This is a genomic window from Streptomyces sp. 150FB (assembly GCF_000818195.1).
Lineage (GTDB): Bacteria > Actinomycetota > Actinomycetes > Streptomycetales > Streptomycetaceae > Streptomyces.
Genome location: NZ_JTHL01000001.1, coordinates 5991863 through 6004806 on the forward strand (window position 1 = coordinate 5991863; position 12944 = coordinate 6004806).

Here is a 12944-nt window from a genome sequence, read left to right on the forward strand (position 1 = left end):
CCCATTCAGGTGAACGGGATCGGTGGACGGCCACCGGTCCCGTTCCCGCGTGCTGGGATCGGTGGCGTACTGACGGGAAGACCACCGGAGACCGCCGTGAACACAAACGCCGTTGACCCTGATGACTCCCTTGGGCAGGGCTGGGACGAACTGGTCCGAATCTGGGAAGGCACGGACGCGCCCGAGGGCTGCAAGGTGGAGATCATCGAGGGGATCGTCACTGTGGCCTCGCTGCCGTCGAAGAATCACAGTCTCACCGCAGCGTTGTTGCAGCGCCGCCTTTACGGCGTCATCCCGGAGGACTGCGGAGTCTTCCAGAGACTTGGGCTGTCGGCACCGGGCCGCCAGGGGCTTTTCGTTCCGGATGTCGCCGTTCTGCCGCGAACCGCAGTGACTGGCCCTGGGTATCACGTTCCCGCGGACGAGGCACTGCTCGTCGTTGAGATCACCTCGCAGAGCAACGCCAACCACGACCGGATCAAGAAGCTTCACGGATACGCGGGAGCGGGAGTCCCGTTGTACCTGCTGCTCGACCCCTGGCGCTCGGGTCGTCCGACCGCGACGCTCTACGGTGAGCCCGCAGGGGGCACATACCGCATCCTCGACTCCATCGAGTACGGCGAGAAACTGACCCTCCCCGCGCCCTTCGACCTGCCGATCGGCACCGCCGAGTTCCCGGTCAACTGACGGCCGGTTCCCCGCCCCCGGCCAGCAGTTTCGGCAGGTCACGCATGGCGTCGAAGACCACCGTGCCGGGGCCCGCCAGCCGGTGCGCGGCCGTCAGGCCTCCGCAGTATCCGTACACCCGCATCCCGGCGGCGCGGGCCGCCTCCACGCCGTGCAGGCTGTCCTCCACCACGACGCAGCGCGCCGGGTCGACACCCATCGTGCGGGCGGCGTGCAGGAAGAGATCGGGGGCCGGCTTGCCCCGGGAGACGTCGGAGGCGCAGAAGGCGCGGCCCATGAAGCGTTCGTAGAGGCCGGTGGTGGTCAGGTTCCTGCGGATGCCGTTGTGGCTGTTGTTCGAGGCGAGACAGAACGGCGTGCCGAGGCCGTCGAGGGCGTCCAGCACGTCGACCACTCCCTCGATCACCGTCAACTCGGCGGCGAGCGCCGCCTCGTACAGCGGCACGAACGGCAGGTGCCAGTCCTTCTCCAGAGGGCGGCCCAACCGCTCCTCGACCATCTGGTGAAACGCCTCCGTCGAGCAGCCGACGAATCGCTCGACCATCTCCGCCTCGCTGAAATGACAGCCCAGCGTGCTGAACACCTCGGCGTTCACCCGGAGGGCCAGGGGCTCGCTGTCCACGAGAACACCGTCGCAGTCGAAGATCACCAATTCGACGGGGGCAGGGGTCATGCCAGGCAGCGTACTGGCTGTGTCGGAGCCGCTGCGATGAGTTCCGGCCGTGCGATCGGTCTCAGTGGTTGTGGACGCCACGGAACCGATCGTGCTTGTCGTCAGGGGCCGGCTGGCCATGGCCGATACGGCACGCCTGTGCGAGGAGCTGACCGTACAGATCACCACGAGGGGTGCCGCCGACGGCACAGGTGCGATCGGGGAGGCGATCTGTGATGTCGGGGGACTGGTCCGCCCGGATCTGGTCGCCGTCAATACGCTGGCCAGACTGCACCTCACCGCCCGCCGCCACGGTTTGCGTCTCCGCCTGCGCGGCGCGGACCGGGAGCTGCACCTGCTGCTGGGCCTGGTGGGCCTGTCGGTCCTCGCCGAGGAAGCGAGGCCCTGAAGAGTCTGCTCGCTGTGCGCGAGGAAGGAGCGCCCGACCTCGATACCAGGTCGGGCGCTCCTGATGCCACGTGGCGGGGGCCCAGGGAGTCAGCGGTGTCAGCGAGTGACCAGGAGCTTCTTCACGGCGTAGTTGGTGCCGTAGGTGTCCATGGGGACCTCGCTCTCGGGCACGGCGAGGCGGAGGTCGGGGAAGCGGGTGAAGAGTCGCGGGAGGACGGTTTTGAGTTCGGCTCGGGCGACGTTCTGGCCGAGGCACTGGTGGACGCCGTAGCCGAAGGCGATGTGGCGGATCATGCCGCGGTCGAAGTCCGGGGTGTCGGGGTTGTCGAAGACGCGGGGGTCGCGGTTGGCGGCGGGCATGGCGACGACAACGAGGTCGCCCTTGGCGATGTGCTTGCCGCCGATCTCGACGTCTTCGAGGGCCACACGGCCGAGGCCGAACTGCACGATGGTCAGATACCGCAGGAGTTCCTCGACGGCCGGGCCGGTCTTCTCCGGGTGCTCGACGAGGTCTTGGCGCTGCTGGGGGTGGGTGAGCAGGGTGAGCGCCGACAGGCCGAGCATCGCCGCTGTGGTGTCGTGTCCGGCGAACAGCAGCAGCACGCCCATGCCGATGAGTTCGTCCTCGGAGAGGAAGGAGTCTTCCTGGTCCGCGATGGCGATGAGGTCGGCGAGCAGCCCTTCGGTGTCGCCCGTCCGTCGTTTCGTGGCGACGAGCCGGGTGATGTAGTCGATGAGCCACTTGGCCCCCGCGGCGCGTTCCTCGCGGGAACCCGATACGTCCATCATGGCCTCGGTGGCGTGGTGGAAGCCGTCCCGGTCGGCGTAGGGGACGCCGAGCAGCTCGCAGATGACGAGGCAGGGGATGGGCAGCGCGAGTGCTTCGACCAGGTCGAAGGTTTCGGGGCCCGCGGCGATCGCGTCGAGGTGCTCGTCCACGATGCGGTCGATGTAGGGCTGGAGGCGCTGGGCCACGGACTTGGGCGTGAAGCGGCCGGTGAGCAGGCGGCGGTAGAGGCCGTGGTCGGGTTCGTCCATCATGACGAACGTCGGGTTGAACGGCGCCTCCTCCGCGCCCTCTTCGGCGGGCACGTCGTGGCGGGGGCGGCGGGCGCTCAGGCGGGGGTCGGCGAAGACCTTGCTGCCCTCTTCGAAGCGGGTCACGAGCCAGCCGGCCGACCCGTTGGGGAAGCGGACGCGGGTGACGGGCTCGTCCTCACGCAACTGGTGGTACTCGGCGGGCGGGTCGAGCAGGGTGGGGCGCAGCACGGGCATGTCGGGCAGGGTCTCGGTCACTACTTCTCCTTGGGGGAGGAGGTACGGGCATGGTCGTCGAGCGCTTCGGCGACGCCCTGGTGGACAGCGGTGGCGTTGCACCAGCCGACGTACAGGGCCAGGTGCAACACGGCCTCGTCGAGCTGGCCGGGGGTGAAGTCGGCGCTGTTCAGCGCGCCGGCGGCCTGGATACGGATCAGGTCGGACCGGCCGGTGGCGGCGGCGACGCCGAGGGTGAGCAGGCGGCGGTCGCGGACGGACAGTCCGGGGCGGTCCCAGACCTCGCCGAAGAGGTAGTCCACCGTCTGTTCGGTGAAGGGGGTGTCGAGCGCACCGGCGCTTTCGCGTACGGCGGGCCCGTAGACCTCCTCCATGACTGCCAGCCCCCGTTCGCGCCGGCCGGACGGGGTGTCGGCGGGCGTCTCCGTCAGGGCGTCATCGCCGGTCCGCTCCTCGCCGCCGGGGCCGAGGGTGTCGGCAACGTGGTTCCGTGCCACGCCGGTCGCGGGCAGGCCGACCTCCAGCTCACCGGCGAGTGAGAGGGCCGCGTCGAGATCCTTGACCATGAGGGTGGCGATCTGCCGGTGCAGCTCGGGGGTGAGGCTGCCTTCGGCGCGCATGCGCAGAAGCTGGAGGAGGGTGCTGCCTTCGGGGTCGGCGGCGTCGATGACGGTGGTCAGAGTGGTCGGGTCGACGCCGGCGGCGGAGCACAGGGCGGCGGCCTCGGCCGCGGTGCGCCAACTGCCGTAGGTGATGACGTTACGGGCGATCTTGGTGGCCATACCGGCGCCGACCGGGCCGCAGTGCACGACCTGCTTGGCCCAGTCCGCCAGGACCGGACGGACGTGTTCGACGTCGTCCGCCGCACCGCCGACGATGGCCACCATACCGTGGTCGGCCGCCTTGTCGCCGGGCGTCACGCCACAGTCCAGGAACCGGACATCCGCGTCGCGGCACGCGGCGGCCAATTCATGGACCACGGGCAGAGCGACGGTGCTCAGCAGGACCACCGTCGCGCCGGGACGGGCCGTGCTCAGCAGCCCCTCGGGACCGGTGACGACGGCGCGGGCCTGGTCGGCGTCGACGACGGCGACCATGATCACGTCGCTGTCGCGGGCCACGTCGGCGGGTGATCCGAGGGGGTTCGGTACGCCGTCCAGGGTCTCGGCGGCGTCGGAACGGATGTCGTGGACGACCGGTGTACGGCCGGAGCGGGCCAGGCTGACGGCGACGCCGCCGCCGATCATGCCCAGCCCCACCACGCCTGCCGTGAGCGGGGCGCTCACGCCCGCACCTCGATGGCGGCGGCCGGACACACCGCATCCAGGGAAATCTTCATGGCGACCTCCAACGGACGGCGGGGCAATGATTGCCCCAGTCACCTAACTAAGTTCAGTTACGGACGTTAGACCCCGACCGGTCGTACGTCCAGTCCCGAAGTCGTGGGTGGCTCAATGGCATTGGCGCTGCCGGGCGATGGGCGCCACAAGCGCCGATCAGCGCGCGGAGTCCGCTTCCGTCGGCGCGAGCATGGCCTTGATGCGCCGGGAGGCCGGGGTCTCCTCGGGCTCCCTCGGGGCACCGGCCCCGGCGTCCTGGGGCGTGATCAGCGAGTCGAGCAGACCATCGGCCATGTCCAGCACGAACTGTTCGGTGGATGCGTCGGAGAAAATGGTCTGGGAAAGAGCCACAGACCCGTGCAGTCCGCTCCACAGCGTCGTCGCCAACTGTTCCACCGGCAGGGCGAGCGAGCAGCCGGCGTCCGCGCACCGGGCGACAGCGGCCCGGAGGGAGCCGGAAACCATCCGCGCGGGGTGCAGGCCGATCCGGCTGGCGTCGACAGCGGGCTGACGCACCTGGTACATCAACTGGTAGTGCCCCGGGTGGGCCATGGCGAAGCGGCAGTACGCGTGCACCTGGGCTCGCAGCCGCGTCCGCGCGCCCTCGGCCGCGACACTCTCGTCGGCCGCGCGCAGCACGTCGGCCAACTGCGCGTACTTGTCGGACAGGGCCGTCCAGATCAGCTCGGTCTTGTCCGAGAAGTGCAGGTAGATGCTCGGGGCGGCGACCCCCACTTCCTGGGCGACGGCCCGGATGGTGAGCTTCTCCGCACTTCCCTCCTTCATGAGCAGCCGATTGACCGCGTCGAGGATCTCCCGCCGCAGCGCTTCCCCCTGGCCTCTGCGGTTTCGACGCCGGGCGTGCCCCGGCGTACCGATCCCTGTGTCCACGCCACCCATCCTGCCCATGTCGACGACTCCGGCGGGCGGCGTCCACGGTCGTGCACCGCCCCGGTGACAGTAGCCGCCGTTCGCTTTTCCCCGGCGGCTCGTACGGTCCACGGTCCTGGCCGACGTCAACGTCAACGCCAACGTCAACGCCGACGGCCGGGACCGTGCCCTACCGGGAGACGCTGTAGGCGCAGAGGACCATCGGTGAGCCTGCCTCGGTGGGCTGGGGGCAGTCCGGCAGCGACAGAGATGGGGATGGGGACGCTGACGCGGTCGGGGCCGCCGGCCCCGCCCTGCGCGGTGAGTCCAGCGCCTTCGGTTCGCCCAGGAACACCGTCGCCCCGTACCCCGTCACCATCAGCGCCGCCCAGGTGATCACCGCGCTCCTGCGGATTCTCACTCCTTCTCCAGCCGTGGTGGCAGGCCGAACAGCGGGAACCAGCGGTCGGTGTCCAGGAAGGAGTTGATTCCCGTGATCCGGCCGTCGACGATCTCGATGACCATCAGCGCCCACGGCGTATGGCCGTTGCCGTCCTCCGCCGGGTGGTAGTGGGCGAAGGCCGGTGAGCCGTTCGCGACCGTCGGGATGAGCCGCGAATCGCGGCAGACCGAACCGACGCCCAGCATCCAGCCCACGATGTTGTCGTGGCCCTGGAGCCACAGGTCGTACGGCGGCATGGAGAGCGTGGCGTCCTCGTGGAGGAGAGCGGTCAGCGCCTTCATGTCGTAGCCCTCGAAAGCCGCCACATACCGTTCGAGCAGCTCTTTCTGCTCCTCGTCCAGCGGGTTCGCCGTGTCCGTGGCCGCCGGCTCGGACTCGGCGAGCGTGGCCCGCGCGCGCTGAAGGGCGCTGTTCACCGAGGCGACCGACGATTCGAGCAGCTCGGCGACCTCGCTCGCCTTCCACGCGAGCACCTCGCGCAGGATCAGCACAGCGCGCTGCTTCGGCGGAAGGTGCTGGAGGGCGGCCATGAACGCCAGCCGGATCGTCTCGCGCTCCACCGCACGCTCGGCGGGGTCCGTCACCGAGGGCAGCACCCTGCCGTCCGGCACGGGCTCCAGCCAGGTGACCTCGGGGCGGGCGCTGAGCTGGGCCCGCGCCACCGGCGTCGGCCCGCTCAGGTCCATCGGGCGGGCGCGGCGATTGCCGGCGTTCAGCATGTCCAGGCACACATTCGTCGCGATGCGGTACAGCCACGACCTCAGCGAGGAGCGGCCCTCGAACTTCTCGAAGCTGCGCCACGCGCGCACCATCGTGTCCTGCACGGCGTCCTCGGCCTCGAAGGCGGAGCCCAGCATGCGGTAGCAGTAGCCGGTCAGCTCCGTCCGGTGTTTCTCCAGCCGGGAATCCAGATCCTCTGTCGTCACCAGATCACTCATCGGGTCACCCCTGTTGCCCCCTTGGAACCAGTTCTCCGGAAGCTACAGCAGCCCACTGACAATCGCGTTCGCGTTAGCGCTTTCCACCCCGGTGAGGTAGGGGCCTCAGCGGCTCGCCGCGCGCGCCGCGTGGGTTCCGTACAGCGTCACCGAGGCGACGCCGAGCACGGCGACCAGCCCCAGCAGCACCGTCGCCTCCCATCCTCCCGCGTGGAAGGCGACGGCGCCGAGTGTGCCGCCCGCGCTGCTGCCCACGTAGTACGCGGACTGGTAGAGCGCCGACGCCTGCGCGCGGCCCGTCTTCGCCGTACGGCTCACCGACGACGAGGCGACCGCGTGGCCCGCGAAGAAACCGGCCGTGATCAGGACCAGGCCCAGCAGTACGAGGACCAGCGCGTCGGCCACCGACAGCAGCAGGCCCGCCGTCGTCGTACCGACCGCCAGATACAGCGCGCCGCGCCGCCCCAGCCGGGCCACGAGCTTCCCTGCGGCGGCCGAGGAGACCGTACCGACCAGGTAGACCAGGAAGATCGAGCCGACGACCCCCTGCGGGAGGCTGAAAGGCGCCTCGACCAGCCGGTAGCCGATCACGGTGTAGACGGCACCGAACACCGTCATGAAGAGCGCGCCGATCGCGTACAGCCGCAGCAGCAGCGGATCGGAGAGATGGCCGCCGACGGTCCTCGCGAGCCCCTTCAGGCTCAGCGGACGCGGCTGGAAGTTCCGTGCGGGCGGGAGCATCGCGCGGAAGACGACCGCGCACACCAGGGCCAGTACTCCCACGGCGGCCAGCGCGGCCCGCCAGCCCCACAACTGGGCGACCCAGCCGGTGAGGATACGGCCGCTCATGCCGCCGATGCTGTTGCCCGCGACAAACAAGCCTATCGCCGCGACCAGCGCCTTCGGCTTGATCTCCTCGGCGAGGAACGCCATCGCCGAAGCGGGGAGCCCGGCGAGCGCCGCGCCCTGTACGGCGCGCAGCGCCACCAGCCACGTCAGATCCGGCGCGAACGGGACCAGCAACCCGACACCCACGGCGACCGCCAGCGAGGCGGTCATCAGGGTGCGGCGGCCGAACCGCTCGGACAGCGCGCTCAGCGGCAGTACGAACACCGCCAGCGCGCCGGTCGCCGCCGACACCGTCCAGCTCGCCTGGCTCGCGCTCACGCCGAGGCCCGTGGAGACGGCCGGCAGCAGGGCCTGGGTGGAGTAGAGGAGGGCGAAGGTCGCGACCCCGGCGGCGAAGAGGGCGAGGCTCATCCGGCGGTAGCCGGGCCGGCCGGGGGACAACAGGGACGCGGCGGCCGGCTCTCGGGGTGAGGGCTGAGGCGCGGGCTCAGGTGACGGCTGGGGTGACGGCTGTGCGGACGGTACGGCGGAGGCGCCCGGGGTGGTGGACGCCTCGGTACTGACAGAGGACATGCAATGAACGTAAGGAGCCCGCGTTCATGCGTCCAATGCATGGAATGGCGATAATCGTTCCCATGGAGCATGAGCGGAGATCACAGGCGCGGATGTCATGGAACAGTGACACAGAAGACCTCGCGCTGGACCCCGAGTCGTGGTCGGCCGTACTCGCGCCGCGCCTCGCGTACTTCGCCGGCGTGGCCCGTCACGAGCACGTCACCCGCGCCGCGCAGGACATGAACGTCCCGCAGTCCACGCTCTCGCGTGCGATGGTCAGGCTCGAACAGGACCTGGGCGTCGCGCTGTTCGCCCGCAAGGGCCGTACGGTCTCCCTCACCCCCGCCGGGCATACGTTCCTCGCCTCGGTCGAACGCGCTCTCGCCGGGGTCGAGCGGGCCGCCGAATCCGTGCGGGCCGACGCCGACCCGACCTCGGGCAAGGTCGCCTTCGGCTTCCTGCACACCATGGGCTCGGAGACCGTACCCGCGCTGATCAGGGCCTTCCGCGCGGACCATCCGCGGGTGCGCTTCCAACTCGTCCAGAACTACGGCGAGGCGATGATCGAGCGCCTCAGGGCGGGCGATCTGGACCTCTGCCTGACCTCGCCGGTGCCCGAAGCGCCCGACCTCGTGGCGCGCAGGGTCGACGAACAGCGGCTGCGGCTCGTCGTCCCCGACGACCACCGGCTCGCCGGGCGCAAGCGCGTACGCCTCGCCGAGGCCGCCGACGAAAGCTTCGTCACGCTCGAACCCGGCTACGGGCTGCGCCGCATCACCGACGACCTCTGCGCGCTGGCCGGCTTCAAACCGCGCGTCGCCTTCGAGGGCGAGGAGGCGGAGACGCTGCGCGGCCTGGTCGCCGCCGGGCTCGGTGTCGCGCTGCTGCCGCCACCGGCGGTGGCGCGGCCCGGGGTGGTCGAGCTGACCGTCACAGCGCCGCGCGCGGTCCGTGAGATCGGCCTCGCGTGGCTGGACGGCCACCCCGACACCCCGCCGGTGGCCGCGTTCAAGCGGTTCCTGCTCTCGCGCCGGGGGCAACTCCTCGCGGACTGACGGCTCCTCGCGGGGTTGTCAGCGCTCCTGTAGCGCCGCCAGCGCGTGCACGGTCTCCGCCGTCGCCGGGTAGAGCCTCCGGTAGAGCGCGTACAACTCGGCGTATCGCGCGGCGTGTTCGGGCCGGGGCGACACCGTCGCGCGTACGGGGTTCCAGTCGTCGATCCGCGCCTCGCCCACGAGCCCGGCCGCCAGGAGCGCCCCGCCGTAGCTCGCGCCGATGGTCGTGGAGCGCAACTCCTGCTCCCGGCCCGTGATGTCGGAGACGATCTGCGTCCAGAGCGGCCCCCGCGTACCGCCGCCGACCGCCACGACACGCCGGATGTCGCCGCCCGCCTCCTCGATGACCTCGATGTTGTGGCGTACGCCGAACCCGGTGGCTTCCAGCGCCGACCGGTACAGATCGCCGCGCGTGTGGGACAGGGTGAGGCCGGCGATGACACCGCGCGCTTCCGGGTCCATGACCGGTGTGCGCTCCCCCGAGAAGTAGGGGAGCATCAGCAGACCGTTCGCGCCCGGCCCCGACTCCGCGGCCAGGCGCAGCAGTTCGGTGTGGTCGGCGGCGCCGGACAGGTCCCGCAGCCAGTCGGTCACCGCGCCCGAGGTGGCCATCCCGCCCGCGAGGTTACGGGTGTCAGGCAGCGCGCCGACGGTGCCCCAGAGCGACGGGCTGGTGAGCGCCTCAGGCACGGTGTGGATCAGGAACATGGTGGTGCCGTACATCAGCATCAGATCGCCGGTGTTCTGCGCGCCGACACTCAGTGCCTCGGCCCAGGCGTCGATGGTGCCGGTGGTGACGGGGATGCCGGCGGGCAGGTTGGTCTCGCGCGCGGCCTCGGCGGTGACCGCACCGGCCTGCTCGCCCGACCAGCGCAGCGGTGGCAGGTCGATGCCGGGCGCGACCTCGGCGGCCCAGGGCGCGTACCAGTCGCGGGCGGCCGTGTCGTACAGCGGCGTGCACTGGCTGGCCGAGTGGTGGTCGAGCACATAGGCGCCGGTGAGCGCGCGCACCAGCCAGGAGCTCGGCATGTAGAGGCGGCGCGCGCGGGCGTAGCGGGCGGGCTCCTCCTCGGCGATCCAGGCGATCTTGGGCCCGGCCGCCTGGGTGGTCAGGGCGGAACCGCCCCGGGCCATGATCTCCCGGGCACCGAGCCGACGCTCCAGCCGCTCGATCTGCGGTACGGAGCGGGTGTCGACGCCGTACAGGATCGCGGGGCGCAGCGGTACGTCGTCCTCGTCCGTCAGCAGGACGCAGGGGCCCATGCCGCTGACGCCGACCGCCACCACGGCGGTGTCGGGCTCGGCCGTCAGCTCCCGGGTCAGCTCGGTGAACTCCCGCCACCAGAGCCCGGCTTCCATCTCGAAGCGGCCGGGGCCCGGCCGCTCGGCGGTGTGTTCCCGTACGGCCGAGCGCAGGAGCGCCCCGTCCAGGCCGACGAGGACGCCCTTGCTGCTCGACGTGCCGATGTCGACACCGATGACCGCGTTGCGAGGCATGGCGGCACGCTCGCAAGAATCGATTTCGCGGTCAAGCGGACAGGGCCGGACACGGGCATACGGCGGCGGGAGACAGCCCGCGTACGCGGGAGCCTACGGCCGCAGTGACCGCCCGAATCCCGCCGCCAGCGGCATCCGCAGCCCCAGCGGCGGAGGCGCCGCCAGCGCGTCGGCCACCGGCCGCGAGTAGGACCGGGGGAGCAGCGCCCCGAGGACGAAGTCCGTTGCCAGGGCGCGGACTTCGCTGTGGTGCTGGCGCAGGGAGTGGCCGTCGGAGTGCACCTCGAAGCGGCAGGTGTCGCGGTTGACCTTCTTGGCACGCTCCGCCAGCCGGTAGGAGAGCTCCGGATCGTTACGGGCGTCGTTGGTGCCGTGCACGATGAGGACCTGGCGCCCTGTCAGTTGCTTCACCGGCTCGGGCGAGAGCGCCATGTCGTCCTCGGGCAGCCAAGGGGCCAGCGCCATCACGGAGTTGACCGCGGTGTGCCCGGCGGCGTGCAGGGCGGCCCGGCCGCCCATCCCGAACCCGACGAAGCACACCGGTACGTCGCCGTAGCGCCGTCCGACCTCCTCGGCGGCCCACTCGGCGTCGGCGGCGAGGCGGGCGTCCGTACCGTTCCACCCCCGGCCCCGGTAGCGGACGACATGGACGGCGACTCCCTCCGGCGCACCGGCTCTGGCCAGCGACCGCGCGAGCGCCCGTACCGCCGCGGTCGCGAGGTACGAGGGACCGCGCGCTGACACGGCGTCACCTGTCGGCAGGACAAGGGCCACACCCCCGACCGCTGTTCCCGGTGTGAGTGAGGCGACCGCTCGCCCCAGCCGGGCCGCCGGCCCCGCTTCGTGTATGCCCGTCGACTGGTCCTGGCCCGCAGTGCGCTCTCCCCGGCCGGGAACTGGATGCTGTCCCATAGCAGAACAGTCTCAGAAGGACAGGTGTACTCCACCCCTCCGCGCGATCACTGTTACGTATCGGCACCCGACGATCTACGCGCGTAGGCGTTAGAGTGCGTGAATGACGAGCCAGACCTACCGTCCGCCGACCGCCGACCAGATCCGCCGCGCCCCCAAGGTGCTTCTCCACGACCACCTCGACGGTGGGCTCAGGCCGGGGACGATCATTGACCTCGCCCGCGAGACGGGCTACGAGGGCCTTCCCGAGCACGAGTCCGACAAACTCGGCCTCTGGTTCCGCGAGGCGGCCGACTCCGGCTCGCTGGAGCGCTATCTGGAGACCTTCGCGCACACCTGCGCCGTCATGCAGACGCGCGACGCGCTCTTCCGGGTGGCCGCCGAATGCGCGGAGGATCTCGCGGCCGACGGCGTCGTCTACGCCGAGGTGCGGTACGCGCCCGAGCAGCACCTGGAGGGCGGTCTCGCCCTCGAAGAGGTCGTCGAGGCCGTCAACGAGGGCTTCCGCGAAGGTGAGCGGCGCGCCCGCGAGAGCGGCAACCGGATCCGCGTGGGCGCCCTGCTCACCGCGATGCGGCACGCGGCCCGCGCCCTGGAGATCGCCGAACTCGCCAACAGCTTCCGCGACTCGGGCGTGGTGGGCTTCGACATCGCGGGCGCCGAGGCCGGCTTCCCGCCCACCCGGCACCTCGACGCCTTCGAGTACCTCAAGCGGGAGAACAACCACTTCACCATCCACGCCGGCGAGGCCTTCGGGCTGCCCTCGATCTGGCAGGCGCTCCAGTGGTGCGGCGCCGACCGGCTCGGCCACGGCGTGCGGATCATCGACGACATCGTGGTGGCTGAGGACGGCACGGTGACGCTCGGGCGGCTCGCCGCGTACGTACGGGACAAGCGCATCCCGCTGGAGCTGTGCCCCAGCTCCAACCTCCAGACCGGCGCCGCCGCCTCGTACCGCGAGCACCCCATCGGCCTGCTGCGCCGGCTGCACTTCCGCGCCACGGTCAATACGGACAACCGCTTGATGAGCGGTACGAGCATGAGCCGTGAATTCGAGCTGCTGGTCGATACGTTCGACTACACACTCGATGACATGCAGTGGTTCACAGTCAATGCGATGAAATCAGCATTCATTCCTTTCGATGAACGACTCGCCATGATCAATGATGTGATCAAGCCTGGATATGCCGAGTTGAAATCCGAATGGCTGTTCAAGCAGACCGCTGTGACCAGCGAGAACCATTCCTGAGTCAGCCCATCACACCGACCCGGAAGCCGACGGGAACACAAATTTCCCGTCGCTTCCAGGTGTTTGCGGGCGGGGCGTGCGGCTGGCTAACTTGCAGAGCCGCTCGCATCATTCCCCTCCCCAAGGACGAAATCCCCCATGAAGAAGTCCGCCGCCAGGACCCTCGGTGTCGCCGCTCTCGGCGCCGCCTT

Annotated in this window: 13 protein-coding genes; 4 read left to right on the top strand and 9 right to left on the bottom strand. The window is 70.5% G+C overall.

The features are described 5' to 3' along the window. Positions 1-96: 96 nt before the first annotated feature. Positions 97-687, top strand: coding sequence for a Uma2 family endonuclease (locus QR77_RS25875; RefSeq protein WP_040024475.1), 591 nt, complete (start codon positions 97-99; stop codon positions 685-687). On the opposite strand, the gene QR77_RS25880 is transcribed toward QR77_RS25875, so the two are convergent. Beyond that, complete coding sequence (locus QR77_RS25880; RefSeq protein ID WP_173476350.1) at positions 680-1360, bottom strand: HAD family phosphatase; 681 nt, start codon at positions 1358-1360, stop codon at positions 680-682. The two genes, QR77_RS25875 and QR77_RS25880, sit on opposite strands and share 8 nt — an antisense overlap. 91 nt (positions 1361-1451) lie before the next feature. On the opposite strand from QR77_RS25880, the gene QR77_RS25885 reads away from it, so the two are divergent. Beyond that, complete coding sequence (locus QR77_RS25885; protein ID WP_236710814.1) at positions 1452-1748, top strand: STAS domain-containing protein; 297 nt, start codon at positions 1452-1454, stop codon at positions 1746-1748. A gap of 98 nt (positions 1749-1846) precedes the next feature. Here the strand turns inward: QR77_RS25885 and QR77_RS25890 are convergent, their stop codons facing one another. From QR77_RS25890 to QR77_RS25915, 6 genes are all read right to left on the bottom strand, one after another. After that, positions 1847-3046, bottom strand: coding sequence for a cytochrome P450 (locus tag QR77_RS25890; protein WP_236710815.1), 1200 nt, complete (start codon positions 3044-3046; stop codon positions 1847-1849). Then, entirely contained in the window at positions 3046-4311 is a 1266-nt protein-coding gene (locus tag QR77_RS25895; protein ID WP_040024477.1) for an NAD(P)-binding domain-containing protein, read from the bottom strand. Before QR77_RS25895 ends, QR77_RS25890 begins: the two co-directional genes overlap by 1 nt. A gap of 210 nt (positions 4312-4521) precedes the next feature. Beyond that, complete coding sequence (locus tag QR77_RS25900; RefSeq protein WP_236710816.1) at positions 4522-5256, bottom strand: TetR/AcrR family transcriptional regulator; 735 nt, start codon at positions 5254-5256, stop codon at positions 4522-4524. A 169-nt stretch (positions 5257-5425) separates the two neighbouring features. Further along, the gene (locus QR77_RS25905) at positions 5426-5656 is read right to left on the bottom strand and encodes a hypothetical protein (RefSeq protein WP_040024478.1); all 231 of its coding nucleotides are present in this window, start codon (positions 5654-5656) and stop codon (positions 5426-5428) included. Then, positions 5653-6636 carry a sigma-70 family RNA polymerase sigma factor gene (locus tag QR77_RS25910; protein WP_040024480.1) on the bottom strand — a complete coding sequence of 328 codons (984 nt, stop codon included), beginning with the start codon at positions 6634-6636 and terminating at the stop codon, positions 5653-5655. The genes QR77_RS25905 and QR77_RS25910 overlap by 4 nt, the downstream gene beginning before the upstream one ends. A gap of 105 nt (positions 6637-6741) precedes the next feature. After that, positions 6742-8058: an MFS transporter gene (locus QR77_RS25915; RefSeq protein WP_040024481.1), complete on the bottom strand. Its 1317-nt coding sequence runs from the start codon at positions 8056-8058 to the stop codon at positions 6742-6744. A 62-nt stretch (positions 8059-8120) separates the two neighbouring features. Here QR77_RS25915 and QR77_RS25920 point away from each other — a divergent pair, with 62 nt between their 5' ends. After that, positions 8121-9095 carry a LysR family transcriptional regulator gene (locus QR77_RS25920; protein ID WP_040024482.1) on the top strand — a complete coding sequence of 325 codons (975 nt, stop codon included), beginning with the start codon at positions 8121-8123 and terminating at the stop codon, positions 9093-9095. A gap of 18 nt (positions 9096-9113) precedes the next feature. On the opposite strand, the gene QR77_RS25925 is transcribed toward QR77_RS25920, so the two are convergent. Together QR77_RS25925 and QR77_RS25930 are read right to left on the bottom strand one after the other, a co-directional pair. Further along, positions 9114-10592: an FGGY family carbohydrate kinase gene (locus QR77_RS25925; RefSeq protein WP_040024483.1), complete on the bottom strand. Its 1479-nt coding sequence runs from the start codon at positions 10590-10592 to the stop codon at positions 9114-9116. A 93-nt stretch (positions 10593-10685) separates the two neighbouring features. Next, positions 10686-11414 carry a dienelactone hydrolase family protein gene (locus QR77_RS25930; protein ID WP_052489713.1) on the bottom strand — a complete coding sequence of 243 codons (729 nt, stop codon included), beginning with the start codon at positions 11412-11414 and terminating at the stop codon, positions 10686-10688. Positions 11415-11607: 193 nt separating this feature from the next. Between QR77_RS25930 and QR77_RS25935 the strand changes: the two genes are divergently transcribed. Then, positions 11608-12753 (top strand): adenosine deaminase, encoded by a 1146-nt coding sequence (locus tag QR77_RS25935; RefSeq protein ID WP_040024485.1) that lies wholly within the window; start codon positions 11608-11610, stop codon positions 12751-12753. The last annotated feature ends 191 nt before the right edge of the window (positions 12754-12944 follow it).

What these genes read in the sequence shown, in the direction of transcription:
- QR77_RS25880 (WP_173476350.1), bottom strand. Translation starts at nt 1,360, where the DNA reads ATGACCCCTGCCCCCGTCGAATTGGTGATCTTCGACTGCGACGGTGTT.
- QR77_RS25910 (WP_040024480.1), bottom strand. Translation starts at nt 6,636, where the DNA reads ATGAGTGATCTGGTGACGACAGAGGATCTGGATTCCCGGCTGGAGAAA.
- QR77_RS25915 (WP_040024481.1), bottom strand. Translation starts at nt 8,058, where the DNA reads ATGTCCTCTGTCAGTACCGAGGCGTCCACCACCCCGGGCGCCTCCGCC.
- QR77_RS25920 (WP_040024482.1), top strand. Translation starts at nt 8,121, where the DNA reads ATGGAGCATGAGCGGAGATCACAGGCGCGGATGTCATGGAACAGTGAC.
- QR77_RS25925 (WP_040024483.1), bottom strand. Translation starts at nt 10,592, where the DNA reads ATGCCTCGCAACGCGGTCATCGGTGTCGACATCGGCACGTCGAGCAGC.
- QR77_RS25935 (WP_040024485.1), top strand. Translation starts at nt 11,608, where the DNA reads ATGACGAGCCAGACCTACCGTCCGCCGACCGCCGACCAGATCCGCCGC.